The sequence below is a fragment of the Streptomyces sp. RLA131 genome (assembly GCF_056270125.1).
In genome coordinates this window covers 2,093,407-2,120,050 of sequence record NZ_JBWDOQ010000002.1, presented here as the reverse complement: position 1 = coordinate 2,120,050, position 26,644 = coordinate 2,093,407, and the positions used below count along the sequence as shown (strand labels likewise).

Below are 26,644 nucleotides of genomic sequence, written 5' to 3'. Positions count from 1 at the left end.
CGAATGCGTGCCCCCGGTTCGTTATGCGGGGGTGTGAGCGAGAAGAACCGTGAGAGCAAGCGCACCGCCCGCGAGCGGATGCAGGAACAGCGTGAGATGGACAAGGCGCGCGACAAGCGCAAGCGGGCGCTGATCGTCGGCGGCAGCATCGTCGCCGTGCTGGCGATCGCCGCCGTGATCGGCGTGGTGGTCTCCAGCAATAGCGGCGGCGGCTCGGGGACGCCGGCCGCGGCCCCGGTGGGCGCGAGCGGCACCGACAAGCTCGTGATCCCCAGCGGCGCGAGCGACGCACCCTCGACCCTGGCCGTGTACGAGGACTTCCGCTGCCCGGCCTGCGGACAGTTCGAGAAGAACTTCCGGGACACCGTCCACGGCCTCCAGGACAGCGGCCAGCTCAAGGTCCAGTACCACCTGGTCCGCATCATCGATGGCAACCTCGGCGGCACCGGCTCGCTCAGGGCCGGTAACGCGGCGGCCTGCGCCCAGGACCAGAACAAGTTCCGGGCCTTCCACGACGTCCTGTACGAGAACCAGCCGTCGGAGACCGATGACAAGTTCGCCGACAACGCCTATCTGCTGCAGCTGGCCGGCAAGGTACCGGGCCTGAAGAACGCCGCCTTCACGGCCTGCGTCAACAAGGGCACCTACGACGAGTGGATCATGGCGTCCAACACCGCCTTCGGCAAGACCAGTTACAACGCCACGCCGACCGTCCTGCTCAACGGCAAGAACATCTACGCCGACGCGAGCGCCCCGCTGACCTCGGACCGGCTCAAGCAGCTGGTGGCCGACGCCAACAAGGGCAAGAAGGCGGGGACGGCGACGCCGGGCATCACACCGAGTACCTCGGCCGCGGCCTCCCCGGCCGTGACCCCCTCCCCGGCCGCGACCCCCTCCCCGGCCGCGACCCCCTCCCCGTCCGCCTCCGGCTGAGGCGTTATCCAGCCGTTGCCGGGCGGGTGCCCGCGCGCCCGCCCGGCAGGGTAGCGTCGGTCTTTGCCATGAACCTCGCATTCATCCCCAGTCCGTCGCGCGGAGTGCTCTACCTGGGCCCGATTCCGCTGCGCGGCTACGCGTTCTGCATCATCATCGGCGTCTTCGTCGCCGTGTGGCTCGGCGGCAAACGCTGGGCCGCCCGGGGCGGACAGAAGACCACGGTCGCGGACATCGCCGTATGGGCGGTGCCGTTCGGCCTGGTCGGCGGACGTCTCTACCACGTGATCACCAGCTACGAGCTCTACTTCGGTGAGGGCAAGGACTGGGTCAACGCGTTCAAGATCTGGGAGGGCGGCCTCGGTATCTGGGGTGCCATCGCCCTCGGTGCCGTCGGCGCCTGGATCGGCTGCCGCCGCCGCGGCATCCCGCTGCCGGCCTGGGCCGACGCCCTGGCCCCCGGGATCGCCCTCGCCCAGGCCTGCGGCCGCTGGGGCAACTGGTTCAATCAGGAGCTCTACGGGCGGCCGACCGACCTGCCCTGGGCGCTCAAGATCGACGCCGCGCACCGGCCGGTGGACTCGCCCGACCTCGCCACGTACCACCCGACCTTCCTGTACGAGTCGCTGTGGTGTGTCGGTGTCGCCCTGCTCGTCATCTGGGCCGACCGCCGTTTCCGGCTCGGCCACGGCCGGGCCTTCGCGGTGTACGTCGCCGCGTACACCGTCGGCCGGTTCTGGATCGAGTACATGCGGGTCGACGACGCCCACCACATCCTGGGCCTGCGGCTCAACGACTGGACCTCGATCGTGGTCTTCGTCGGGGCGGTGGTCTACTTCGTGATCTCGGCGAAGAAGCGGCCGGGCCGCGAGGAGGTCGTCGAGCCGGCCGCGGTCGCGGCGGATGCCGGGCCGGAGGCGGCCGGGACCGAGCCCGTGACCGAGCCCGAAGCCAAGGCGGAAGCCGGGACCGCGCCCGAGCGCGAGCGTGAGGCCGAGCCCGAGGCTGAGGCCGAGCCCGAGGCCGAGCCGGAGCCCAAGGCCGAGGCCGAGACCAAGGCCGAGCCGGAGAGCGAAGCGGAGGCCGAGGCCGGGCCCAAGGCCGCCGCCGCGCCCGAAGAGGCCCACGCCGAGAAGTCCTGACAACCCGCACGACCGTCACGGCCGCCGTACCCACCGGGTGCGGCGGCCGTCGCGTTTTCGCAGGTAAGGCAGGCTTTCCTTGCTGGAAACGAAGAAAATCGCGGCGTACGGTCGAGGAGTTCTGTGGGAGGGAACCGGGGTGCGATCCCCGGGCGAGGAGAGCGGGTCACCCATGTCGTCGTTGACTGTCGAGGACGCCGGTACACCGGTCCACGTCGCGCATCACGAGCACCGCGATGTGAGCGGCGGCTGGCTGCGGCCCGCGGTCTTCGGGGCGATGGACGGCCTGGTGTCGAACCTGGCGCTCATCACGGGTGTCGCCGGAGGCGCGGTCGCGCCGCACACCATCGTGATCACCGGCATGGCCGGGCTGGCCGCCGGGGCGTTCTCCATGGCGGCGGGGGAGTACACCTCGGTGGCCTCCCAGCGGGAGCTGGTCGAGGCCGAACTCGCCCTTGAGCGGCTGGAGCTGAGCCGTAATCCGCAGGACGAGCTGCTGGAGCTCGCGTCGCTCTACACCTCGCGCGGGGTCGATCCCGAGCTGGCGTACGAGGTGGCGCGACAGCTGTCCGTGGACCCGGAGCAGGCGCTGGAGATACACGCCCGCGAGGAGCTGGGCATCGATCCGTCGGACCTGCCGTCGCCGCTGGTCGCGGCGGGGTCCTCGTTCGTGTCGTTCGCGGTGGGCGCGCTGCTGCCGGTGCTGCCGTACCTGCTGGGCGCGACCACGCTGTGGCCGGCGCTGGCCCTGGCGCTGGTGGGGCTGTTCGGCTGCGGCGCGGCCGTGTCGAAGGTCACGGCGCGCGGCTGGTGGTTCAGCGGACTGCGGCAGCTCCTCTTGGGCGGAGCGGCCGCCGGGGTTACCTTCGTTCTGGGAGCCCTGTTCGGCGGCGCTGTCGGTTAGGGCCTGCTCCGGCGCAAGCCGCTTGTTACCCGCGCGTTTCAGGTCGGCCAACGCAGGGCATCTCCCTGTGGCGCCGCGGGCAGAGCCGCCCGCGTCTCACGGGAGCGACGCCGGTCACATCATGCCTGCTCGCAGCGCCTTTCTGTCCACATGATGGAAGCGGACTATCCACTTTTCGGCCATCCGGCCATCATGTAACCTGCACGAAATCGCAGAGGGCCAACGTCGTCCCAGATGCGCATGACATATGCCGATTGACGACGACGGGAGAGCCGATGCGTCCTCCGCTGACAGGGTCCTCACAAGCCGAGGCCACCGGCTCCGGCTGGGCCCACATGGACGGGCGTCCCGCCCCGCAGGGGATGTACGACCCGCGCAATGAGCACGACGCCTGCGGCGTCGGCTTCGTGGCCACCCTCACGGGCGAGGCCGACCACGCGCTGGTAGTGCAGGCGCTCACCGTTCTGCGCAATCTGGAGCACCGCGGCGCCACCGGCGCCGAGCCCGATTCCGGCGACGGCGCCGGCATCCTGCTGCAGGTCCCGGACGCGTTCCTGCGTGAGGCCGTCGCCGGGCAGGGCGTCGAACTCCCCGCCGCCGGCCACTACGCCGCCGGTATCGCCTTCCTCCCCGTCGAGGCCGACGACCGCAAGAAGGCCGTCGAGTCGATCGAGCGGATCGCCGGCGAGGAGGGCCTGAAGGTCCTCGGCTGGCGCGAGGTGCCGATCGCCCCGGAGCTGCTGGGCGCCACCGCCCGCAGCACCATGCCGTACTTCTCGCAGCTCTTCGTCACCGACGCGGAGGACTCGCGGAAGGCCGGAATCGATCTTGACCGGCCCGCCTTCGTGCTGCGCAAGCGCGCCGAGCGCGAGGCCGACGTGTACTTCCCGTCGCTCTCCGCCCGCACGATCGTGTACAAGGGCATGCTGACCACCGGCCAGCTGGAGCCCTTCTTCCCGGACCTGTCCGACCGCCGGATGGCCACCGCGATCGCGCTGGTGCACAGCCGCTTCTCCACCAACACCTTCCCCAGCTGGCCGCTGGCACACCCGTACCGCTTCGTGGCGCACAACGGTGAGATCAACACGGTCAAGGGCAACCGCAACTGGATGCGGGCCCGCGAGTCGCAGCTGCACAGCGAGCTGTTCGGCGGCGCCCTGGACCGGGTCTTCCCGATCTGTACGCCGGGGGCCTCGGACACCGCGACCTTCGACGAGGTGCTGGAGCTGCTGCACCTCGGCGGCCGCTCGCTGCCGCACAGCGTGCTGATGATGATCCCCGAGGCGTGGGAGAACCACGGCTCGATGGACCCGGCCCGCCGCGCCTTCTACCAGTACCACTCCACGCTGATCGAGCCCTGGGACGGCCCGGCCTGCGTCACCTTCACCGACGGCACCCAGGTCGGGGCGGTCCTGGACCGCAACGGTCTGCGCCCCGGCCGCTACTGGGTCACCGACGACGGCCTGGTGGTCCTGGCCTCGGAGTCCGGCGTGCTGCACGACATCCCGCCGGAGAAGGTGGTCCGCAAGGGCCGTCTGCAGCCCGGCCACATGTTCCTGGTCGACACCGCCGAGCACCGGATCATCGAGGACAGCGAGATCAAGGCCCAGCTCGCGGCCGAGAACCCGTACAAGGAATGGCTCGACGGTGGGCTGATCCACCTCAACGACCTGCCCGAGCGCGAGCACATCGTGCACACCCACGCCTCGGTCACCCGCCGCCAGCAGACCTTCGGCTACACCGAGGAAGAGCTGCGCGTCATCCTCGCGCCGATGGCCAAGACGGGCGGCGAGCCGCTGGGCTCCATGGGCACCGACTCGCCGATCGCGGCGCTGTCCGCCCGCCCCCGGCTGCTCTTCGACTACTTCACCCAGCTCTTCGCGCAGGTCACCAACCCGCCGCTGGACGCCATCCGTGAGGAGCTGGTCACCTCGCTGATCAGCGCGGTCGGCCCGTCCGGAAACCTGCTGGAGCCGTCCCCGGCATCGTGTCGCAACATCACCCTGCCCTTCCCGGTGATCGACAACGACGAGCTGGCCAAGCTCATCCACATCAACGCCGACGGCGACCTGCCGGGCCTGAAGGCCGCGACCCTGTCCGGCCTGTACCGGGTGCACGGCGGCGGTGACGCGCTCGCCGCCCGCCTGGCGGAGATCTGCGCCGAGGCCGACGCCGCCATAGAGGACGGCGCCCGCCTGATCGTGCTGTCCGACCGGCACTCCGACGCCGAGCACGGGCCGATCCCGTCGCTGCTGCTCACCTCGGCGGTCCACCACCACCTGATCCGCACCAAGCAGCGCACCCAGGTCGGCCTGCTGGTCGAGGCCGGCGACGTGCGCGAGGTGCACCATGTCGCGCTGCTGATCGGCTACGGCGCCGCCGCCGTGAACCCGTACCTGGCGATGGAGTCGGTCGAGGACCTGCTGCGCGCCGGAACGTTCCTCCAGGGCATCGAGCCCGAGGTGGCGCTCAAGAACCTGATCAAGGCGCTCGGCAAGGGCGTCCTGAAGGTGATGTCCAAGATGGGCATCTCCACCGTCGCCTCCTACCGCGGCGCGCAGGTCTTCGAGGCCGTCGGCCTGGCCAACGAGTTCGTCGACACCTACTTCCACGGCACCGACACCAAGATCGGCGGCGCCGGTATCGACGTCGTCGCCAAGGAGGTCGCCGCCCGGCACGCCAAGGCCTACCCGGCCTCCGGCATCCCGGCCGCGCACCGCCGCCTGGAGATCGGCGGCGAGTACCAGTGGCGCCGCGAGGGCGAGCCGCACCTGTTCGACCCGGACACCGTCTTCCGGCTGCAGCACTCCACCCGCTCGCGCCGCTACGACATCTTCAAGCAGTACACGTCCCGCGTCGACGAGCAGGCCGAGCGTCTGATGACGCTGCGCGGGCTGTTCCGGTTCAAGAGCGGCGAAGAGGCGGCCCGCGCCCCGATCTCCATCGACGAGGTCGAGCCGGTCTCGGAGATCGTCAAGCGCTTCTCCACCGGCGCCATGTCGTACGGCTCCATCTCCATGGAGGCGCACGAGACGCTGGCCATCGCCATGAACCAGCTGGGCGGCAAGTCCAACACCGGCGAGGGCGGCGAGGACGCCGAGCGCCTGTACGACCCGGCGCGCCGCTCGGCGATCAAGCAGGTCGCCTCCGGCCGCTTCGGTGTCACCAGCGAGTACCTGGTCAACGCGGACGACATCCAGATCAAGATGGCGCAGGGCGCCAAGCCCGGCGAGGGCGGCCAGCTGCCCGGCCACAAGGTCTACCCGTGGATCGGCAGGACCCGGCACAGCACCCCCGGTGTCGGCCTGATCTCGCCGCCGCCGCACCACGACATCTACTCGATCGAGGATCTCGCCCAGCTGATCCACGACCTCAAGAACGCCAACCCGGCCGCCCGCATCCATGTGAAGCTGGTCTCCGAGGTCGGCGTCGGCACGGTCGCGGCGGGCGTGTCCAAGGCCCACGCCGACGTCGTGCTGATCTCCGGCCACGACGGCGGCACCGGCGCCTCGCCGCTCACCTCGCTCAAGCACGCGGGCGGCCCCTGGGAGCTCGGCCTGGCCGAGACCCAGCAGACCCTGCTGCTCAACGGCCTGCGCGACCGCATCGTCGTCCAGACCGACGGCCAGCTCAAGACCGGCCGTGACGTCGTCATCGCCGCCCTGCTGGGCGCCGAGGAGTTCGGTTTCGCCACCGCGCCGCTGGTCGTCTCCGGCTGCGTCATGATGCGGGTGTGCCACCTGGACACCTGTCCGGTCGGCATCGCCACCCAGAACCCGGTGCTGCGCGACCGCTTCTCCGGCAAGGCCGAGTACGTGGTGAACTTCTTCGAGTTCATCGCGCAGGAGGTCCGCGAGCTCCTCGCCGAGCTCGGCTTCCGCTCCATCGAGGAGGCCGTCGGCCACGCCGAGCTGATCGACGCCGACGCGGCGGTCGAGCACTGGAAGGCGCAGGGCCTCGACCTGGCCCCGCTGTTCCACGTGCCCGCGCTGCCCGAGGGCGCCTCGCTGCACCGCGTCGTCGAGCAGGACCACGGCCTGGCCAAGGCGCTGGACAACGAGCTGATCCAGCTCGCCAAGGACGCCCTGGACAACGGCGACCCGGTCCGCGCCCAGATCAAGGTCCGCAACGTCAACCGCACGGTCGGCACCATGCTCGGCCACGAGGTGACCAAGAAGTACGGTGGCGCGGGCCTGCCCGAGGACACCATCGACATCACCCTCACCGGCTCCGCCGGCCAGTCGTTCGGCGCCTTCCTCCCCAAGGGCGTGACCCTGCGCCTGGAGGGCGACGCCAACGACTACGTCGGCAAGGGCCTGTCCGGCGGCCGGGTCATCGTCCGCCCGGACCGGGGCGCCGACCACCTCGCCGAGTACTCCACCATCGCGGGCAACACCATCGCCTACGGCGCCACCGGCGGCGAACTGTTCCTGCGCGGCCGCACCGGCGAACGCTTCTGCGTCCGCAACTCCGGCGCCACCGTCGTCTCCGAGGGCGTGGGCGACCACGGCTGCGAGTACATGACCGGCGGCCGGGCCGTCGTGCTCGGCGAGACGGGCCGCAACTTCGCGGCCGGTATGTCCGGCGGCATCGCGTACGTCATCGACCTCGACCCCGCCAACGTCAACACCGGCATGGTGAACGTCGAGGAGCTGGACGCGGACGACATCAAGTGGCTGCACGACGTGGTGCGCCGCCACCAGGAGGAGACCGGCTCGACGGTGGCCGCCAGGCTCCTCTCGGACTGGGGTAACACCCTGACCCGCTTCGGCAAGGTCATGCCGAGGGACTACAAGGCAGTGCTCGCCGCCAAGAACGCCGCCGAGCAGGCCGGGCTCTCCGAGTCCGAGACCACCGCGAAGATGATGGAGGCGGCAAATGGCTGACCCGAAGGGCTTCCTCACCACGCCCCGCGAGACGGCCCCGACCCGTCCCGTCGATGAGCGCAAGCAGGACTGGAACGAGGTCTACGTTCCCGGCGGTCTGCTGCCGATCATCACCAAGCAGGCCGGCCGCTGCATGGACTGCGGCATCCCGTTCTGTCACAACGGCTGTCCGCTGGGGAACCTCATCCCCGAGTGGAACGACTACGCCTACCGCGAGGACTGGCAGGCCGCCAGCGAGCGGCTGCACGCGACCAACAACTTCCCGGAGTTCACCGGTCGCCTCTGCCCCGCCCCCTGCGAGTCGGCGTGCGTGCTGGGCATCAACCAGCCCGCCGTCACCATCAAGAACGTCGAAGTCACCATCATCGACAAGGCCTGGGACAGCGGCGACGTCACCCCGCAGCCCCCGGACCGGCTCTCCGGCAAGACCGTCGCCGTCATCGGCTCCGGCCCGGCCGGACTGGCCGCCGCCCAGCAGCTGACCCGGGCCGGCCACACGGTCGCGGTGTACGAGCGCGCCGACCGCATCGGCGGCCTGCTGCGCTACGGCATCCCCGAGTTCAAGATGGAGAAGCGGCACATCAACCGCCGCATCGAGCAGATGCGCGCGGAGGGCACCAAGTTCCGCACCGGTGTGCAGATCGGCACCGACATCGACGGCGCCAAGCTGCGCCGCCGCTACGACGCCGTGGTCATCGCGGCCGGCGCCACCCAGGCCCGTGACCTGCCGGCCGAGGGGCGCGAGCTCAAGGGCATCTACCAGGCCATGGAGTACCTGCCGCTGGCCAACAAGGTGCAGGAGGGCGACTTCGTCACCCCGCCGATCACCGCCGCCGGCAAGCATGTGGTCGTCATCGGCGGCGGCGACACCGGCGCGGACTGCGTCGGCACCGCCCATCGCCAGGGCGCGGCCTCCGTCACCCAGCTGGAGATCATGCCCCGGCCGAGCGACAGCCGGCCGGCCGGCCAGCCCTGGCCGACGATGCCGATGACGTACAAGGTCACCTCGGCGCACGAGGAGGGCGGTGAGCGGGTCTACGCCGTCAACACCGTGAAGTTCGAGGGCGACGAGGACGGCAACGTCAAGGCGCTGCACCTGGTCGAGGTGAAGTTCGAGGACGGCAGGTTCGTCCCGCAGCCCGGCACCGAGACGGTCATCCCGGCCGAACTGGTCACGCTGGCCATGGGCTTCACCGGCACCGACCAGAAGAACGGTCTGGTCGAGCAGCTGGGCCTGGAGCTGGACGCGCGCGGCAACATCGCGCGGGACGGCTCGTACACGACCAACGTCGACGGTGTCTTCGTCGCCGGTGACGCCGGCCGCGGTCAGTCGTTGATCGTCTGGGCCATCGCCGAGGGCCGCTCCGCCGCCCGCGCGGTGGACCACTTCCTCACCGGCACCAGCACCTTGCCGGCCCCGATCAGGCCCACGGACCGTCCGCTGACGGTCTGACCCGCCCGGTCCACCCAGAACGTTCCCGTACAACGGCGTACGGAACGGAAATGCGGCGCCTGTCCTCACCCGACCGAGGACAGGCGCCGCGCCCTCATGTCCCGGAACTCCACCCGGGCGTCCTCGGTGTACGCGCCCACGCCGCCGCCCGGATACGGGCGTTCGGCATCGGTGAACGCGGCCAGCGCGCGCCCGTCGACCGTCACCGAGAAGGCGGCTCCGCGCTGCACGACCCGCAGCCGGTACCAGCGGCCCACCGGGAAGCGCTCCGGGCCGGTGGCCAGGAAACGCTGCCCGCCCGGGTAGGCCGGATCACGTTTGCCCAGCTCCCAGCCGTTGGGCTTGAGGGTGACGTAGTAGAAGTGCTCCGGGTCGCTGTACGCCCAGAGCAGCCACGGGACCTCCCACGGGTTGGGGGTGGGCGTACGCAGCTGCTCCAGGGTCCGCAGCCGTGCCGAGCAGTCCACGTCCGCGTACACCGCCGTCGACACGATCAGCCCCGCGTGGGTCTCGCCGGCCCGGCGGGACGGGCGCGGGGACAGCGACAACTGCCCGTCGTGGCCGGTGTTCTCGCCGTACCCGTCGTACACCGACCGCCAGTCGCCGTGCACCGATCCGTCGGCCCAGGCCCGCGGCCCGCCGCCCCGCGCCTGGCACGCGTGGACCGTGGCGGCGGCGCTCACGACGAGTACGGCGATCAGCGCGAGGCGGCGGCGCAGCGAGGTCATGCCGACGAGTATGTCCCCGGACCGCCCTGCTCGGGGACAAAAGCGGCAAGCGGTACGGTGGCCCGCATGTCCTCGCCGAAGTCCTCGGCGAGCTGGGCGAGGATGCGCTCCGATGCCCGCCCGTCGCCGAACGGATTGCCCGCCCGGGACATCCGGCGGTAGAGGTCCGGGTCGTCCAGCACCCGTTCCGCCGCGGCCAGCACCGCCTCCGGTTCGGTGCCGATCAGCCGGGCCGCCCCGACCTCGACCGCCTCCGGCCGCTCGGTCGTGGTACGCAGCACCAGCGCGGGTTTGCCCAGGCTGGGGGCCTCCTCCTGGATGCCGCCGGAGTCGGTGAGCACCAGGTCGCAGGCGGCGAGGGTGGCGGCGAAGTCGAGGTAGTCCAGCGGCTCGACGACCCGGACGGCCGGATGGCCGCCGAGCTCGGGCAGCAGCGCGTCGCGCACCGCCGGGCTCTTGTGCAGCGGCAGCACGATCTCCACGTCGCCCCGGTCGGCCAGCCGGCGCAGGGCGCGGCCCATCGCGCGCATCCGTTCGCCCTGGTTCTCCCGGCGGTGCAGGGTGAGCAGTACCCGCCGGCAGCCCTCGGTGCCGCGGAAGGCGCTGCTGCCGATGCCCTCGCCCAGTACCCACATCAGGTTGTCGATGACGGTGTTGCCGGTGGTGAACACCTGGCTGTCCGGGGTGCCTTCGGCCCGCAGATGGGCGGCGGCACGCTCGGTGGGGGCGAAGTGCCAGCGGGCGGTGCGGCCGATCAGCCTGCGGTTGAGCTCCTCGGGGAACGGGTTGTCCAGGACCCCGGTGCGCAGCCCCGCCTCGACATGGGCGACCGGCACCCGTTCGTAGAAGGCGGCCAGCGCGCCGGCCAGCGCGGTGGTGGTGTCGCCCTGGACGACCACCAGGTCCGGCCGTTCGGCCCTGATCACCTCGCCCAGTCCCTCCACCAGACGGGCCGTCAGGTCGGAGAGCTGCTGGCGGTCGCGCATCACCTCCAGGACGGCCCTGGCCGGGACCCGGAGCAGTTCCAGCATCGGGTGGAGCATCTCGCGGTGCTGCCCGGTGGTGACGACGAGCGGTTCGAAGAGCTCGGAGGCCGACATGGCGCGCGCCACGGGCGCGAGTTTGATCGCCTCGGGCCGGGTGCCCAGGACGAGCATGGCGCGGATACGGGCATCGGAAACAGGCATGGGTGGTCCCCCTTGGACGGTCGACAGCAGAAGAGAAAGGAAAAAAGCACGGAGAAGGGCCGCGGGTGTCAGGTCCTGGCGGTCTTGAGCCAGCCCCGCTTGCCGGTGAGCAGCCGCCACAGGCCCCACCAGCCGGCGGCGAACCAGATGTAGCCGTAGAAGATGAAGACATGGGCGACCAGCACCGAGCGCACCAGCCCGAGGGTGCGCTCGCGGCGGGCGTAGACGTAGCCGTAGGCGTAGGCCGCGGTGAACGACAGCACGTACGGGCCGAGCAGCCACATCGGCGACACCAGCGGACGGCCGGTGCGCACCGAGGCGACGGCGGTTCCGGTGAGGGCGGCCAGGAAGGACAGCGGCAGCAGTGAGGTCAGCAGGATCAGCACCGGGCTGGACAGGTGGTAGAGCAGGTCGATCGCGGCCCGGCCGGGTACGTCGCGCAGGATGACCGGTACCAGGTTCGCCGACTGCAGGTGCCCCTGGAACCAGCGCGAGCGCTGCCGGACCAGCCGTCGTACGTCGAGCACGGCCTGCTGGGAGACGGCGGCGGTGGGGCAGTACTGGTTGCGCCAGCCGTGCGCGATCAGCCGTACGCCCAGGTCCAGGTCCTCGGTCAGGCTGTCGCTCCACGGGCCGTCGCCGCCGAGCGAGTCCAGGGCCGACAGCCGCATGAACTGGCCGTTGCCGCCCATGCCGACGCTGCCGAGGAAGCGGCGGGCGCTCTGGAAGACGTCGCCGTAGACCACGAACTCCATGTCCTGCAGCCGGGCCAGCAGCCCCGCCCCGCGGTTGTACATCCGCACCCCGATCTGGACGCCGCCGGTGCGCGGGTCGTCGAAGAACGGGTCCACGGCCTGCAGGACGTGCGGGTCGAGCCGTCCGTCGGCGTCGACCACGCACAGGACGACCTCGCCGGGATCGCGGTGGCCCAGCAGGCCGGAGGCACGCAGGTGGCGTACCCCGGCGTTCAGCGCCGCGCCCTTGCCACGCCGGGCGTCGGGCATCCGGCGCCGGTACAGCCGTACCCGGGGGTTGCCGGTGCTCCCGGCGATCTCGGCGGTGCGGTCCTGCGAGGCGTCGTCGATGACCAGGGCGATGAAGTTGCCGCCCGGCAGCGAGGTGATGCGGGCGAGGCTCTCGGCGAGCACCTTCTCCTCGTTGAGGCAGGCCAGCAGGAACACGTAGAAGCGCTCGGCGCCGGGGATCCGGGAGCGCCGGATGTGGATCCGGGAGAGCAGGAAGAGGACCGTGTTGTAGCAGCCGGCCAGCACGATGATGGCCATGGCGGCCCACAGCAACGGCAGTTCGAGGCTGTCGGTCATCGACGTTCTCCGGCGCCGCCGGGGCGGCGGGCGCGCAGCCAGATCCTCGCCGTGACGAGCGCGAAGGCGATCAGGCAGTAGAGCACGAAGCCGGCTCCGGCGGCCGCCTGTAACGCCCTGGCCCAGGGAAGGCCGGGAATGTCCTGAGACGCGGCTGTCACCCCGGCCAGCGGCAGCATGGTGCCCAGGGCGGGTCTTCCGTACATGAGTTGGTTCCCCCCAATTGATGCAGGGGAGAAAAGTAGCGGAGCATTTAAGATGGTCATCTACGGTGATCGGTTATGTTGGGGCATTCTGCCGGGTCGGCCCCCCGAGGGTCCCGAGAATTCACTCGTCCGGGGGAGTGTGGATGTTGGAATGTGTGTACATCGGCGCACGTCAGGGTGAATATTCGAATGGAAAGGTGAATAGCCGATCCTCTTGACGGCACCGATTATCCGACTGAACAATCGGCGATTCGTTCAGTCATGCACCAATGGGGGGAACATGCATTCCCGATTCAGGAGGCGCCGGGTGACTCGCACCCGCGTCTCCGCCGTCCTCATGCTCGTCGCCGCGCTCTTCGGCGGCGTGTTCCTGTCCGTGGCCAGGGGGGCGGGGACCGACCGGCCCTCCGCCGCCCGGACCGGCCACGGCCATGGACACGGGGACGGGCTCGGCAGCCCTTCCGGGCTCCGCAACATCGACCTCAAGGGGTGGGCCACCGCCCAGCGTTCCGCCGACACCTCACGGCGGAGCAGGACCCCCGCCCGCAGGTCCGCGACCCCGGCTCCGAGCACAGCGACAGCCACGCCCACGCCCTCGGCCACGGGGACGGCCCCGGAAACGGCCACCCCGGCCCCGGCCGCCCGGCAGGCCGGCTCCGTACGGCCCGCGGCGGTGAGGGCCGCCGCGGCCGCCACCACCGCGCTGGTGCTCTACGACACCGCCGGCCCCTACGGCCACCTCGGCGAGCTGTACGCCATGGCCGCCGCCAACCTCGGCGGCCACTTCGGCACTGTCACCGCCAAGCCGGTCTCGCAGTACACCGCCGGGCTCGTCGACCAGTACACCGCGACGGTCTACGTCGGCTCGACCTACTACGGCGGCAGCGTCCCCGACGCCGTCCCGGCCGCGTTCTACCAGGACGTGATCGCCACCACCCACCCGGTGACCTGGGTCGGTGACAACATCTGGTCCCTGGCCAACGCCGCCGGCGTCACCGCCTTCGAGCAGAAGTACGGCTGGGACCCGACCACCTCGTACTTCTCCACCAGCAGCGGAGTCGGCACCGTCACCCAGGTCTCCTACCGCTCCCAGAACCTCACCCGCACCGTCCCCGCCGACCAGGACGGCGGCGTGCTGCGCCCCAACGTCCTGACCGGCGGCGGCTATCCGGCCGTCACCACCCTGGCCCAGGCCACGGACTCCTCGACCGGCTCCACCTTCCCGTGGGCCCTGCGCTCGTCCAACCTGACGTACGTCGGCGAGATCCCCTTCGCGTACGTCTCCGAGAGCGACCGGGTCATCGCCTTCGAGGACCTGCTCTTCGACGCCCTCGCCCCCGGCACCGCCGAGCGGCACCGGGCCATGATGCGGCTGGAGGACATCAGCCCCAACTCCGATCCCACCGAGCTGCGTTCGATGGCCGACTACCTGTTCTCGCAGAACATCCCGTACGGCATCAACGTCATCCCGGTCTACAAGGACCCCAAGGGCACCTTCAGCAACGGCACCGCGCAGACCGTCACCCTGCTCCAGCGCCCCCAGGTCGTCTCCGCGCTGAAGTACATGCTGGCCCACGGCGCCGTCCTGATGGACCACGGCTACACCCACCAGTACGGCAGCGTCGCCAACCCCTACAACGGCGTCACCGGCGACGACTTCGAGTTCTACCGCGCCCACGTCGACACCGCGAACAACGTGGTCCACGACGGCACGGTCCCCGAGGACTCCACCCTGTGGGCCCAGGGCCGCGTCACCTCCGCGCTCTCCGCCTTCACCCTGGCCGGCCTGCCGAAACCCAAGCTGTGGACCACCCCGCACTACGCGGCCTCCGCCGCCGACTACAAGGTCTTCGCGTCCAACTTCACCGCCCGGCTGGAGCGTTCGCTGTACTTCTCCGGGACGCTGGGCGGCACGGCCGTCGCCAACCGGTTCATCGGCCAGTTCTTCCCGTACGTCGTCAAGGACGTCTACGGCACCACCGTGCTGCCCGAGAACATCGGCAACTACGAGCCGGAGGCCTTCAACAACCACCCGGCCCGGCTGCCCGCCGACCTGATCGCCTCCGCCAAGGCCAACCTCGCCGTCCGCGACGGGTTCGCCAGCTTCTTCTACCACCCCACCTATCCGCTCCAGCCCCTCAAGGACACCGTCGACGGCATCAAGGCCCTCGGCTACACCTTCGTCAGCCCCGCGGCGGTTTCGTGACCCCGCTCCTGAGGACGGCCGTCGCGGCACTCGCGGCGGCCGTCCTCGCCACGACCGGCGCCGGCTGCACCACCACCGCCCCGCCCACCGCGCCCGCCGCCGCCCCCGAACAGGTACGCGGCATCGCCCTGCCCTCCTGGGCCGTCACCGACTACGACAGCCCCGCCGCCCCCCGCTACCTCCGCGACATCGCCGCCACCGGCGCCCGCTGGATCTCCCTCACCCCCACCTGGTACCAGCGCGGCGTCCACGACCCGGCCATGCACCCCACCGGCGAGACCGCCGACGACGCCTCGCTGCGCCACATCATCCGGCTGGCCCGCGCCGAAGGACTCAAGGTGCAGATCAAGCCGCACATCGACCTGCCCGGCGACCGGGACCGCGCCGGGATCCGCCCCACCGACCCGGACGCCTGGTTCGCCGCCTACACCCGCTTCATCACCCACTACGCCCGCATCGCCCGGCACACCGGCGCCGAACAGCTCGCCGTCGGCACCGAACTGGCCGGCACCTCACGGGACGGCGACCGCTGGCGGACCGTCGTCTCCGCCGTACGCGCGGTCTACACCGGTTCACTGGTCTACGCCGCCAACTACGACGAGTACCGGCACGTCGCCTTCTGGGACTCCCTGGACCTCATCGGCGTCGACGCCTACTGGCCGCTGGCCGACCGTCCCACCACCGACGTACGGCGGCTGCGGCTGGCCTGGCGCCCGGTCGCGGCCCGGCTGGCCGCCTTCTCCGCCCGCCACCACCGCCGCGTACTGTTCACCGAGGCCGGATACGCCAGCCAGCGCGGCGCCACCACCGCCCCCTGGTCCTGGACCGTCGGCAAACGCCCCGCCGAAGCCGAACAGGCCGCCGCCTACGAGGCCCTGCTCTCCGTGTTCGACGGCAGATCCTGGTGGGCCGGCGTCAGCTGGTGGATGTGGGACGACTGGCCCGGCAGCGGCGAGACCCCCGCCCGGCTCGCCTTCACCCCGCACGGCAAACCCGCCGAACAGGTCCTGCGGACATGGTGGGCGACCCGGCCCTGACAGCCACGGCCTTACGTGTCGCACTCCAGCACCGTCCGGCACAGCGCGCAGCGCGCCCTGACCCGGCCGCGCACCGGGACCCGGATCCGCTGGTGGCAGGTCGGGCAGGGGAAGCAGACCCGCAGCGGGCCGGAGCTGCCGGTGCCCTCGAACGTGTAGCCGGCCGAGGGCGCCGCGACGCCCGCGCGGCGATCCCTGGCGTAGCGGCGCCGGCCCGCCCAGCCGCCGGCCAGCAACGGCGGCCGGCGCAGGTCCTGCCGCGCCAGGGTGAGCCCGGCCCGGTAGGCCTCGCGGGCCTGGACACTGGTGAACCAGGGCTCGATGTCGTCACCGAAGGCCAGGGCGCGCTTGGCGAGCACGTAACCGAACTCCTCCGGGGTGAGATAGCCCAGCTTCGACGCCGACATCAGCACCCGCTCTCCGCGCAGCGCCGGCTCCTCGCGGTAGGAGTCCAGCAGCAGCCAGCCCGCGCCGAGATAGGCGGTGGCGGTGTCGGTGAGGATCTCGTTGTCGCGGGTGCCGGGGAACTCCAGGTCCAGGCGGTGCAGCAGGACGTGCATCACCTCGTGGGCCAGGACCGCGCCGACGTCGCGGCGGTCCTCCTTGAACCGGGCGTGCAGCTCGACGAAGTACTCCGGGCCCGCCGCGAGCTCCACATTGCCCGCGTGGACCATGTCGCGGAAGCTCACCACCATCCGGGCCTGCGGCAGCCGGAAGTGCTCCACGATGACGTGCGCCACGCGCTGCGCCCCCAGATACGGATCCTCGTCCGGCGAGAAGTCCACCGCCTCGGGGCGCACACTCGCCGGAAAGCTGCCCAGCATGTCCGCCGACAGCCGCCGGTACAGCGCGGTCAGCGCCGCCCGGACCGTCTCCAGGTGCGGAAATCCGTGCACGATCGGACCGGCTGCCGGGCTCCCCGGATCTGGCATGCGGCTCACCTGCGCCTCCCCCGGCTACGGCTCCGTCGCCTCCGAGGTTACGCGCCGGTCCACGCCGTCGTGCCCGTGTCGTGCACCCCGGGGTGTACGCGCCCCGGGGCACCCCCTTCTTTCGGCTGACGCAGGTGTGGACGGACGGCTGATGCGGGCGTGGCGCCGCCGCTCGTAGCGTGACCGTATGCCCACCGCCGCCCACCGCCGCGTGAACGCCGCCGCCCTCGCCCTGCTCGCCGTCGCGGCGGCGACGGTGTGGTCCGTCATGCACGCCGGTGACCGGGACAGCGCGGCGGCCGTCCACGCCACCGCCCGGGCCCGGGCCACCGACCCGCCGCCGCACACGCCGGTACGGATCGACATCCCGGCCGCCGGAGTCCATGCCGTCGTCCTGGACCTGGGCCTGAAGGACGACGGCACCCCGCAGACCCCCGACGGCGAACAGGGCGGCTACGCCGGCTGGTACGACCGCAGCGCCGCACCCGGCGAGGCGGGCGCCGCCGTGATCGTCGGCCGGGGCGGCACCCGGCGGGGACGGCCCGCCGTCTTCCACGGTCTGCGCGCACTGCGCCGCCACGACCTGATCGTCATCACCCGCCAGGACGGCAGCCGCGCCCGCTTCGTGGTCATCCGCGTGCGGGCCCGGTCCGCCGCCGACGCCTTCCGCCTGCCGGCCCCGCGCAGGCAGGCCCCGGGCAGCCGGACCCCCGGCAGTCCGGCCCCCGGCAGTCCGGGCCACCTCCGCCCCTCGCTGCGGCTGGTGTCCTGTGCCGGTCTCGTGGTCGACGCCCTCCCGGGCTGAGCCGAGCGGGCCCCACAACCCCGGTGCGCCGCGCGGGGACCATGCGGCAGCATGGCCGTATGCCAGCTCTCACTCGTGCCGAGGCCGAGACCCGCGCCCGGCTCATCGATGTCCAGCACTACGCCGTCGGCCTCGACCTGACCCGCGGGGACGAGACCTTCGCCTCCAGCAGCGTGATCAGCTTCACCGCCCTCGCCGACGGCGACACCTTCGTCGAACTCAAGCCCGCGGAACTGCACCGCGCCGTCCTGGACGGCCGCGAGCTCGACCCGGCCACCCTCGACGACAACCGGCTGCCGCTGACCGGTCTGACCGCCGGCGCCCACGAGCTGCGCGTCGAGGCCGACATGCGCTACTCCCGCACCGGGGAGGGCATGCACCGCTTCACCGACCCCGCCGACGGCGAGACCTACCTCTACACCCAGCTGTTCATGGAGGACGTCCAGCGCGTCGCCGCCGCCTTCGACCAGCCCGACCTCAAGGCGGTCTTCGAGGTCTCCGTCACCGCGCCGGCCGACTGGAGCGTCCTGGGCAACGGCATCGCGCAGCGCACCGGCGAGGGCCGCTGGCGGCTCGCACCCACCCCGCCCATCAGCACCTACCTGCTGGCCGTCGCCGCCGGCCCCTGGCACTCGGTGCGCACCGAGCACGCCGGCCTGCCCTTCGCGCTGCACTGCCGCCGCTCGCTGGCACCCCATCTGGACACCGACGCGATCGAGCTGCTCGACATCACCCGCCGCTGCTTCGACCGCTACCACGAGATCTTCGAGGAGCCGTACCCCTTCGACTCCTACGACCAGGCCTTCGTCCCCGAGTTCAACGCCGGCGCGATGGAGAACCCCGGACTGGTCACCTTCCGCGACGAGTTCGTCTTCCGCTCCGCCGTCACCGACACCGAGCGCCAGACCCGCGGCATGGTCATCGCGCACGAGATGGCCCACATGTGGTTCGGCGACCTCGTAACCCTCCGGTGGTGGGACGACATCTGGCTCAACGAGTCCTTCGCCGAGTACATGGGCTACCAGGTGCTGTCCGAGGTCACCCGCTTCACCGACACCTGGACCGACTTCGCCGTCGCCCGCAAGGGCTGGGGCTACGACGCCGACCAGCGACCCTCCACCCACCCCGTGGCCCCCGACGCCGAAGCGGTCCCCGACACCGCCTCCGCGCTGCTCAACTTCGACGGCATCTCGTACGCCAAGGGCGCCTCCGCCCTGCGCCAACTGGTCGCCTGGCTCGGCGAGAAGGACTTCCTCGCCGGCATCAACGACCACTTCGCCCGCCACCGCTTCGGCAACGCCACCCTCGCCGACTTCCTGGACTCCCTCGGCCGCGCCACCGACCGCGACGTCCACACCTGGGCGGCGGCCTGGCTGCGCACCACCGGCGCCGACACCCTCACCCCGGAGGTCACCACGACCGACGGGGGCAAAGGCTGGCGGCTCGCCGTCCGCCACGGCGGCAGCCGCCCGCACCGCATCACCGTCGGCCTGTACGACCAGGCGCCCACCGACCCGGCACGGCTGGTCGCCCGCGAACGCCTCTCCGTCGACGTGCCCGGCGAGCCCGTCGACTTCACCGGCCCGCGCCCCGACCTCGTCCTGCTCAACGACGGTGACCTCACCTACACCAAGATCCGTTTCGACGAGCACTCCTGGACCACCGCGGCCGCCTCGCTGCGCGGCCTGCCCGCCGCGCTGTCCCGCGCGGTCGTCTGGAACGCCGCCCGTGACCTGGTCCGCGACGGCGAACTCCCGCCCGCCGCCTACCTCGACGCGGTCCGGGCCCATCTGCCGTACGAGAGCGACATCGCCATCGTCGAGGGCGTCCTGACCTTCGCCCGCGGCCAGATCGCCGACCGTTACCTGCCCGCCGACCGCCGCCCCGCCGCGCTGGCGGCCCTGGAGGCCACCTCCCGGGCGCTGCTGCCGCGCCACCCGCTGGCCGCCGCCCGGACCCTCATCACCGTCGCCACCGACCCCGCCGGACTCCGCGAGGCGCTCACCGCCGGCGCCCTGCCCGGCGGCCCCCGCCTCGACCCCGAACTGCGCTGGCAGATCCTCACCCGGCTCTGCGTCCTCGGCGCCGCCACCGGAGCCGACATCGACGCCGAACTCACCCGCGACCCCAGCGCCACCGGGCAGGAGGGCGCCGCCCGCTGCCGTGCCGCCCTGCCCGACCCGGCCGCCAAGGCCGCCGCCTGGGCCGCCCTCTTCGACACCGACGACCTGTCCAACTACCTGTTCACCGCCACCGCCCAGGGCTTCTGGCAGCCCGAGCACCACGACCTGGTCGGCGACTACGTGCCCCGCTACTTCCCCGCCGCCACGGCGCTGGCCGCCCGACGCGGCCGCGCGCTCGCCGAGGCCGCCGGCCGCCACGCCTTCCCGCTGCCGCACGTCGACCCCGGCACGCTGAGCCTGGGCGAGGCATGCCTGGCCGACCCCGCCGTCACCCCGGCGCTGCGGCGCAGGCTCGCCGACCAGCTCGACGATCTGGCCCGGGCCCTGCGGGTACGCGGCAGCGGTTCCCACTGAGAGCCCGGGCCCGGGCCCCGGTCCGCGTCTGAAGTTCTGCCGCAGAAAAAGAGGTGTCCCCCGACGGACGGCGGTCGTTGTGCTGACCGGGACGTGCGAACGCCCCGGTCAGCCGCACGGCACCAGCACCACCGCCGTACAACCGCGAAGGGCGCCACCCCATGCCACCCCATCCCCACCTTGCCGGAGGCGTCGAAGGCACCCAGCACCTGCGGCCGTTGCTCGACACCGCGCTCGACGCGCTCGCGCGGGGAGCCGCCGCGCGGGGCGGCCCGCTGCCGGCCGGCGGCCCCGACGAGGTCACCCGGCGGGTCCGGGCGGCCTGCGGCGAGGCGGTCCCGGAGAGCGGCGAAGGGGACGAACGGGCTCTGACCGCCTACGTACAGGCCCTGGCCGAAGGCGCCGCCGACCCGGGCGACCCGCTGTGCGCGGCCCATCTGCACGCGCCACCGCTCGCCGTCGCCGTCGCCGCCGACCTCGCGGTCAGCGCCCTCAACCCCTCGATGGACTCCTGGGACCAGGCGCCCGCCGCCACCGCCGTCGAGGCCGCCACCGTCGCCGCCCTGGCGGCCCTGGTCTTCCCCGGCCGCCCGCACGCCGACGCCCTGGTCACCACCGGAGGCACCGAGTCCAACCAGCTCGCCCTGCTGCTGGCCCGCGAACGCCACCCCGCCGCCCCGCTGCAGACCGTCTGCGGGGCCAACGCCCACCACAGCGTCGAGCGCGCCGCGTGGGTCCTCGGCCTGCCCCGGCCGATCGTCGTCGACACCCCGGCCGGCGTCCTGGACCCCGCAGCCGCCGCACACACCCTCTCCGGCATCTACGACCCGGCACTGCTCGTCGCCACCGCGGGCACCACCGACACCGGGGCCATCGACCCGCTGCCCGAACTCGCCCAGGCCGCCGCGGCCCACGGCGCCGAACTGCACATCGACGCGGCCTACGGCGGCCCCCTGCTCTTCAGCGACCGCGAGGTCCACCGCCTCTACGGGCTGCGCTCGGCCGCCTCCGTCACCCTCGACCTGCACAAGATCGGCTGGCAGCCGGTCGCCGCCGGCCTGCTCGCCGTGCCCGACAGCGCCGCGCTGCGCCCGCTGGACCACCGGGCCGACTACCTCAACGCCGCCGACGACACCGAGGCCGGCCTGCCCGACCTGCTCGGCCGCTCGCTGCGCACCACCCGCCGCCCCGACATCCTCAAGATCGCCGTCACCCTCAAGGCCCTGGGCCGCGAAGGGATCGGCGCCCTCGTCGAGGCAGTCTGCGACCGCGCCCACACCCTCGCCGACCTCGTCGAACAGCACCCCGGGCTGGAACTGCACGCCCGCCCCACCATCAGCACCGTGCTGTTCCGTCCCCGCGGCGCCGACGACCAGCAGGTCGCCTCCGTACGCCGCCACCTGATGCACCAGGGCCGTGCCGTCCTGGGCCGCGCCACCGCCGACGGACGCCTGTGGTTCAAGGCCACCCTGCTCAACCCGCACACCCGCCCCGAAGACCTCGCAGCGCTGCTGGCGCTCACCACGGAAGGCAGCACCTCCCGATGACGACGGCAACCGGCCCCGACCAGCCCCTCGACCTCCTCGGTATCGGCATCGGCCCCTTCAACCTCTCCCTCGCCGCCCTCGCCGACCAGCTCCCGGGCCTGCGCGCCGCCTTCTACGACCAGCGCCCCGCCTTCCACTGGCACCCCGGCCTGCTCATCGAGGGCTCCACCCTCCAGGTCCCCTTCCTCGCCGACCTGGTCACCCTCGCCGACCCCGCCAGTCCCTGGACCTTCCTCAACTACCTCAAGGCCCGCGACCGGCTGTTCCCCTTCTACTTCGCCGAGCGCTTCCACATCCAGCGCGCCGAGTACGACGCCTACTGCCGCTGGGTCGCCGAATCCCTCCCCACCACCCACTTCGGCCACCAGGTCGACACCGTCCGCTGGAGCCCCGGCCGCGCCCTGTTCGAGGTCGACCACACCCAGCTCGACGCCAACGGCGAAGCGGAAGCCCTCGGCCGCACCCACACCCGCAACCTCGTCCTCGGCATCGGCACCGCCCCGTACGTCCCCGAGGTGCTCAGGCCACTGGCCGAGGCACCCACCGTGCCCGTGGTGCACTCCGCCGGCTACCTCGCCCAGCGCGAACGCCTCCTCGCCGCCGGGCACATCACCGTCGTCGGCTCCGGCCAGTCCGGCGCCGAGGTCTTCCTGGACCTGCTGCGCGCCCGTCCGGCCGGCACCGAACGCCTCACCTGGATCGCCCGCACCCCCGCCTTCGCGCCCATGGAGTACAGCAAACTCGGCCTGGAGCAGTTCACCCCCGACTACACGCACTACTTCCACGGCCTGGCCGAACCGGTCCGCGACCAGCTCATCCCGCGGCAGTGGCAGCTCCACCAGGGCATCGACCACGACACCATCAACGCCATCCACGACGAGCTGTACCGCCGCACCCTGCACGGCGGTTGGCCCGACGCCACCCTCACCCCCGGTGTGACCGTCCGCACCGCCGGCCGCATCGGCACCAACGCCATCGAACTCCACCTCGAACACCGGGAGCAGGGCGTCCGCACCCGGCTCACCACCAACGCCGTCGTCCTGGCCACCGGCTACCGCGAACGCCCCCTCGACCAGCTCCTCGCCCCCCTCGACCCCTACCTGAGCCGCGACAGCGCCGGCCGCCCCCTCGTCGACGCCGACCACCGCCTCGTCCTCGCCCCCGCCATCGCGGACACCGGATCGGCCGTCCACGTCCAGAACGCCGAACGCCACACCCACGGAGTCGGCGCCCCCGACCTCGGACTCGCCGCATGGCGCTCCGCCGTCATCCTCAACGCCCTCACCGGCACCCGGCCCTACCCGCTGCCCTCCCGCACCGCCTTCACCACCTTCGGGCTGCTGCCCGCGCCCGCCGCCGCCCCCGCGCCCGCCCCCGTCCCCGCACCCGCCTCCGTCAACTCCGCCGCAACGCCCGCAGGTATTCACGGTTCATAGCCGCGATCGACGGCAACGGAATCCCCTTCGGGCAGGCCGTCGCGCACTCACCGGTGTTCGTACAGCCCCCGAAGCCCTCGCCGTCCATCGCCGCCACCATGTTCAGCACCCGCGACTCCCGCTCCGGCGCGCCCTGCGGCAGCACGTTGAGGTGGTTGACCTTCGCCGACGTGAAGAGCATCGCCGAGCCGTTCGGGCACGCCGCCACACACGCCCCGCAGCCGATGCACTCGGCATGCTCGAACGCGGAGTCCGCCGCCTCCTTCGGGACCGCCGTGGCATGCGCCTCCGGAGCGCTGCCGGTCGGCACCGACACATAGCCGCCGGCCTGGACGATGCGGTCGAAGGCCGACCGGTCCACCATCAGGTCCCGCACCACCGGGAAGGCCGCCGCCCGCCACGGTTCGACATCGACCGTGTCGCCGTCCCGGAAGGCCCGCATGTGCAACTGGCAGGCGGTCGTCCGCTCCGGGCCGTGCGCCTGTCCGTTGATGACCACACCGCACGCGCCGCAGATCCCCTCACGGCAGTCGTGGTCGAAGGCGACCGGCTCCCCGCCGCCGAGGATCAGCTCCTCGTTGAGGACGTCCAGCACCTCCAGGAACGACATGTCCGGGCTGACGTCCGCCACCTGGTACGTGACCATCGCCCCCGGCTCCGATGCCGAACGCTGCCGCCAGACGCGCAAGGTGATGTTCATGCGTAACTCCGCTGAGTGGGACGGACGTACTCGAAGACCAGCTCTTCCCTGTGCAGCACCGGCGCGGCCCCGGCCCCGGTGAACTCCCATGCCGCCGCGTACGAGAAACGGCCGTCGTCGCGCAGCGCCTCCCCGTCCGCCGTCTGCGACTCCTCACGGAAGTGCCCACCGCACGACTCCCGCCGGTGCAGCGCGTCCAGACACATCAGCTCGGCCAGCTCCAGATAGTCCGCCACCCGGTTCGCCCTCTCCAGCGACTGGTTGAGCTCCGCGCCGCTCCCCGGCACCCGCACCCGCCGCCAGAACTCCTCCCGCAACGCCGGGATCCGCTCCAGCGCCTTGCGCAGCCCCGGCTCCGTACGGGCCATGCCGCACTCGTCCCACATCAGTTCACCCAGCTCCCGGTGGAACGAGTCCGGCGTACGGTCCCCGCCGGCCGCCAGCAGCCGCCCCAGCCGCTCCCCGACGCCGGCGACGGCCTCTCGGACGGCCGGATGACCGGCCGGTACCGGGTCGAACGGGCCGCGCGCCAGATAGTCGTTGACGGTGGCCGGCAGCACGAAGTACCCGTCGGCCAGCCCCTGCATCAACGCGCTCGCCCCCAGCCGGTTCGCGCCGTGGTCGGAGAAGTTGGCCTCCCCGATCGCGAACAGCCCCGGCACGGTGGTCTGGAGGTCGTAGTCCACCCACAGCCCGCCCATCGTGTAGTGCACGGCCGGATAGATCCGCATGGGACGCCGGTACGGATCCTCCGCCGTGATCCGCCGGTACATCTCGAAGAGGTTGCCGTACCTCTCCTCGACCCGCTCCCGGCCCATCCGCGCGATCGCGTCCGCGAAGTCCAGGTACACGCCCTGACCGCCCGGTCCCACCCCGCGCCCCTCGTCGCAGACGTTCTTCGCCGCGCGCGAGGCGATGTCACGCGGCACGAGATTGCCGAACGACGGATAGATCCGCTCCAGGTAGTAGTCCCGCTCCGCCTCGGGGATCTCCTCCGGCGGCCGGGAGTCACCGGCGGTCACCGGCACCCAGATCCGGCCGTCGTTGCGCAGCGACTCACTCATCAGGGTCAGCTTCGACTGGTGGTCGCCCGAACGCGGGATGCACGTCGGATGGATCTGCGTGAAGCACGGGTTGGCGAACCAGGCGCCCCGGCGGTGCGCCCGCCAGATCGCGGTGGCGTTGGAGCCCTTGGCGTTCGTCGACAGGAAGAAGACATTGCCGTAGCCGCCGGTCGCCAGCACCACCGCGTCCCCGAGATGGACCGAGATCTCGCCGCTGACCAGGTCCCGCGCCACGATCCCGCGGGCCCGCCCGTCCACCACGACCAGATCCAGCATCTCGGTACGGGCGTGCATCTCCACCCCGCCCGCGTCGATCTGCCGCGACAGCGCCTGGTACGCGCCCAGCAGCAGCTGCTGACCGGTCTGCCCCCGCGCGTAGAAGGTCCGCGAGACCTGGACACCGCCGAAGGACCGGGTGTCCAGCAGACCGCCGTACTCCCGCGCGAACGGCACACCCTGCGCGACGCACTGGTCGATGATCTGCGCCGACACCTCGGCGAGCCGGTGCACATTGGACTCCCGGGACCGGAAGTCGCCGCCCTTGACGGTGTCGTAGAAGAGCCGCTGCACGCTGTCGCCGTCGTTGCGGTAGTTCTTGGCCGCGTTGATCCCGCCCTGCGCGGCGATCGAATGCGCTCTGCGCGGCGAGTCCTGGAAGCAGAACTGCACCACCCGGTACCCCTGCTCGGCCAGCGTCGCCCCCGCCGAGGCGCCGGCCAGGCCGGTGCCCACCACGATCACCGTGTGCTTGCGGCGGTTGGCCGGGTTGACCAGCTTCGCCTCGAAGCGGCGGCGGTCCCAGCGCTGCTCGACCGGCCCCGCCGGGGCCCTGGTGTCGGCGACCGGCTCGCCCACCCGGAAGTCGCTGTAGTCGGACATGTTCAGTTCACCCATCCGCTCATCACGGCGACCGGCACCACGAGGAAGCCGGCGGTCAGTGCCGCCGCCAGCACGTTCGCCGTCACCTTCAGGGCGCGATCGCGCCGCTTGTTCACAGCCCCCAGCGTCTGCGCCGCGCTCCAGAAGCCGTGCCTGATGTGCAGGCCCAGCGCGAGCATCGCCACGATGTAGACGACGTCCACCCACCAGACCCGGAAGTCGGCCACCACGTTCTCGTACGGACGGCCCGCCTGCCCCCGCGGATTCACCGTCAGCGTCGTCAGATCCAGGATGTGCCACACGATGAACAGCCCCAGGATCACCCCGCCCCACCGCATCGTCCGGGTGGCGTACGAGGCCCGGCGCCGCCGGTGCGCGTACCCGGTGGGACGGGCGGCCAGGTCGCGGCGGCTCAGCTGGTACGCGGCGAGGCCGTGCAGGACCACGCAGGCCAGCAGGGCGGTGCGCTGGACCCACAGGTACCAGCCGTTGTGCAGCACCGGCTCACCGATGGTGCGCAGCCACGCCGCGTAGCCGTCGAAGCTCTCCGGGCCGAAGAAGATCTTCAGATTCCCGAGCATGTGCACGACCAGAAACAGCAGCATGATCACGCCGGTGACGGCCATGACCGCCTTCTTCCCGACGGTCGAGTCCCACAGTCGCGCCCGGGGCGCGGTCGCCAAAGCCATGCTCACGACGCTAGGGCCGGCCTCCACGACAGGTCCAAGACATGTTCCGGC

At 71.9% G+C, this 26,644-nt stretch carries 19 protein-coding genes; 11 read left to right on the top strand and 8 right to left on the bottom strand.

Features of this window, described 5'->3' with window-relative positions:
• Positions 1-33: 33 nt before the first annotated feature.
• The 5 genes from RWE79_RS10565 (at position 34) to RWE79_RS10545 (ending at position 9,318) form a co-directional block, all read left to right on the top strand.
• On the top strand, positions 34-933 hold the full coding sequence (locus RWE79_RS10565; RefSeq protein WP_475939774.1) for a DsbA family protein: 900 nt from the start codon (positions 34-36) through the stop codon (positions 931-933).
• 68 nt (positions 934-1,001) lie between these two features.
• Complete coding sequence (lgt, locus tag RWE79_RS10560) at positions 1,002-2,075, top strand: prolipoprotein diacylglyceryl transferase (protein WP_475939773.1); 1,074 nt, start codon at positions 1,002-1,004, stop codon at positions 2,073-2,075.
• A 172-nt stretch (positions 2,076-2,247) separates the two neighbouring features.
• On the top strand, positions 2,248-2,979 hold the full coding sequence (locus tag RWE79_RS10555) for a VIT1/CCC1 transporter family protein (RefSeq protein WP_475939772.1): 732 nt from the start codon (positions 2,248-2,250) through the stop codon (positions 2,977-2,979).
• A 275-nt stretch (positions 2,980-3,254) separates the two neighbouring features.
• A complete protein-coding gene (gene gltB, locus RWE79_RS10550) occupies positions 3,255-7,865 on the top strand; it encodes a glutamate synthase large subunit (RefSeq protein ID WP_475939771.1) in 4,611 nt (1,536 codons plus the stop codon).
• A complete protein-coding gene (locus tag RWE79_RS10545; protein WP_475939770.1) occupies positions 7,858-9,318 on the top strand; it encodes a glutamate synthase subunit beta in 1,461 nt (486 codons plus the stop codon). Before gltB ends, RWE79_RS10545 begins: the two co-directional genes overlap by 8 nt.
• A 65-nt stretch (positions 9,319-9,383) precedes the next feature.
• Here the strand turns inward: RWE79_RS10545 and RWE79_RS10540 are convergent, their stop codons facing one another.
• From RWE79_RS10540 to RWE79_RS10525, 4 genes are all read right to left on the bottom strand, one after another.
• On the bottom strand, positions 9,384-10,046 hold the full coding sequence (locus tag RWE79_RS10540) for a 3-keto-alpha-glucoside-1,2-lyase-like domain-containing protein (RefSeq protein WP_475939769.1): 663 nt from the start codon (positions 10,044-10,046) through the stop codon (positions 9,384-9,386).
• Entirely contained in the window at positions 10,043-11,233 is a 1,191-nt protein-coding gene (gene wecB, locus RWE79_RS10535) for a non-hydrolyzing UDP-N-acetylglucosamine 2-epimerase (RefSeq protein WP_475939768.1), read from the bottom strand. Before wecB ends, RWE79_RS10540 begins: the two co-directional genes overlap by 4 nt.
• Positions 11,234-11,301: 68 nt before the next feature.
• Entirely contained in the window at positions 11,302-12,555 is a 1,254-nt protein-coding gene (locus RWE79_RS10530; RefSeq protein ID WP_475939767.1) for a glycosyltransferase family 2 protein, read from the bottom strand.
• On the bottom strand, positions 12,552-12,761 hold the full coding sequence (locus RWE79_RS10525) for a hypothetical protein (RefSeq protein ID WP_475939766.1): 210 nt from the start codon (positions 12,759-12,761) through the stop codon (positions 12,552-12,554). The genes RWE79_RS10530 and RWE79_RS10525 overlap by 4 nt, the downstream gene beginning before the upstream one ends.
• Positions 12,762-13,068: 307 nt before the next feature.
• Here RWE79_RS10525 and RWE79_RS10520 point away from each other — a divergent pair, with 307 nt between their 5' ends.
• Entirely contained in the window at positions 13,069-14,967 is a 1,899-nt protein-coding gene (locus RWE79_RS10520; RefSeq protein WP_475939765.1) for a DUF2334 domain-containing protein, read from the top strand.
• Positions 14,964-16,004 (top strand): glycoside hydrolase family 113, encoded by a 1,041-nt coding sequence (locus RWE79_RS10515; protein WP_475939764.1) that lies wholly within the window; start codon positions 14,964-14,966, stop codon positions 16,002-16,004. The genes RWE79_RS10520 and RWE79_RS10515 overlap by 4 nt, the downstream gene beginning before the upstream one ends.
• An 11-nt stretch (positions 16,005-16,015) precedes the next feature.
• Here RWE79_RS10515 and RWE79_RS10510 read toward each other — a convergent pair whose 3' ends face one another.
• Entirely contained in the window at positions 16,016-16,936 is a 921-nt protein-coding gene (locus RWE79_RS10510; RefSeq protein WP_475939763.1) for a hypothetical protein, read from the bottom strand.
• A gap of 187 nt (positions 16,937-17,123) precedes the next feature.
• Between RWE79_RS10510 and RWE79_RS10505 the strand changes: the two genes are divergently transcribed.
• The 4 genes from RWE79_RS10505 (at position 17,124) to RWE79_RS10490 (ending at position 23,261) form a co-directional block, all read left to right on the top strand.
• A complete protein-coding gene (locus tag RWE79_RS10505) occupies positions 17,124-17,741 on the top strand; it encodes a sortase domain-containing protein (RefSeq protein WP_475939762.1) in 618 nt (205 codons plus the stop codon).
• Between the two features lie 59 nt (positions 17,742-17,800).
• Positions 17,801-20,278: an aminopeptidase N gene (gene pepN, locus RWE79_RS10500; RefSeq protein ID WP_475939761.1), complete on the top strand. Its 2,478-nt coding sequence runs from the start codon at positions 17,801-17,803 to the stop codon at positions 20,276-20,278.
• Between the two features lie 161 nt (positions 20,279-20,439).
• Positions 20,440-21,825, top strand: a complete 1,386-nt coding sequence (locus RWE79_RS10495; RefSeq protein ID WP_475939760.1) for a pyridoxal phosphate-dependent decarboxylase family protein — start codon at positions 20,440-20,442, stop codon at positions 21,823-21,825.
• A complete protein-coding gene (locus tag RWE79_RS10490) occupies positions 21,822-23,261 on the top strand; it encodes a lysine N(6)-hydroxylase/L-ornithine N(5)-oxygenase family protein (protein ID WP_475939759.1) in 1,440 nt (479 codons plus the stop codon). The genes RWE79_RS10495 and RWE79_RS10490 overlap by 4 nt, the downstream gene beginning before the upstream one ends.
• On the opposite strand, the gene RWE79_RS10485 is transcribed toward RWE79_RS10490, so the two are convergent.
• From RWE79_RS10485 to RWE79_RS10475, 3 genes are read right to left on the bottom strand one after another with little or no spacing between them, the layout of a single operon-like run.
• A complete protein-coding gene (locus RWE79_RS10485; RefSeq protein ID WP_475939758.1) occupies positions 23,221-23,961 on the bottom strand; it encodes a succinate dehydrogenase/fumarate reductase iron-sulfur subunit in 741 nt (246 codons plus the stop codon). The genes RWE79_RS10490 and RWE79_RS10485 overlap by 41 nt on opposite strands.
• The gene (locus tag RWE79_RS10480) at positions 23,958-25,919 is read right to left on the bottom strand and encodes a fumarate reductase/succinate dehydrogenase flavoprotein subunit (RefSeq protein WP_475939757.1); all 1,962 of its coding nucleotides are present in this window, start codon (positions 25,917-25,919) and stop codon (positions 23,958-23,960) included. Before RWE79_RS10480 ends, RWE79_RS10485 begins: the two co-directional genes overlap by 4 nt.
• Positions 25,907-26,593, bottom strand: coding sequence for a succinate dehydrogenase cytochrome b subunit (locus tag RWE79_RS10475; RefSeq protein ID WP_475939756.1), 687 nt, complete (start codon positions 26,591-26,593; stop codon positions 25,907-25,909). The genes RWE79_RS10480 and RWE79_RS10475 overlap by 13 nt, the downstream gene beginning before the upstream one ends.
• Between the last annotated feature and the right edge of the window lie 51 nt (positions 26,594-26,644).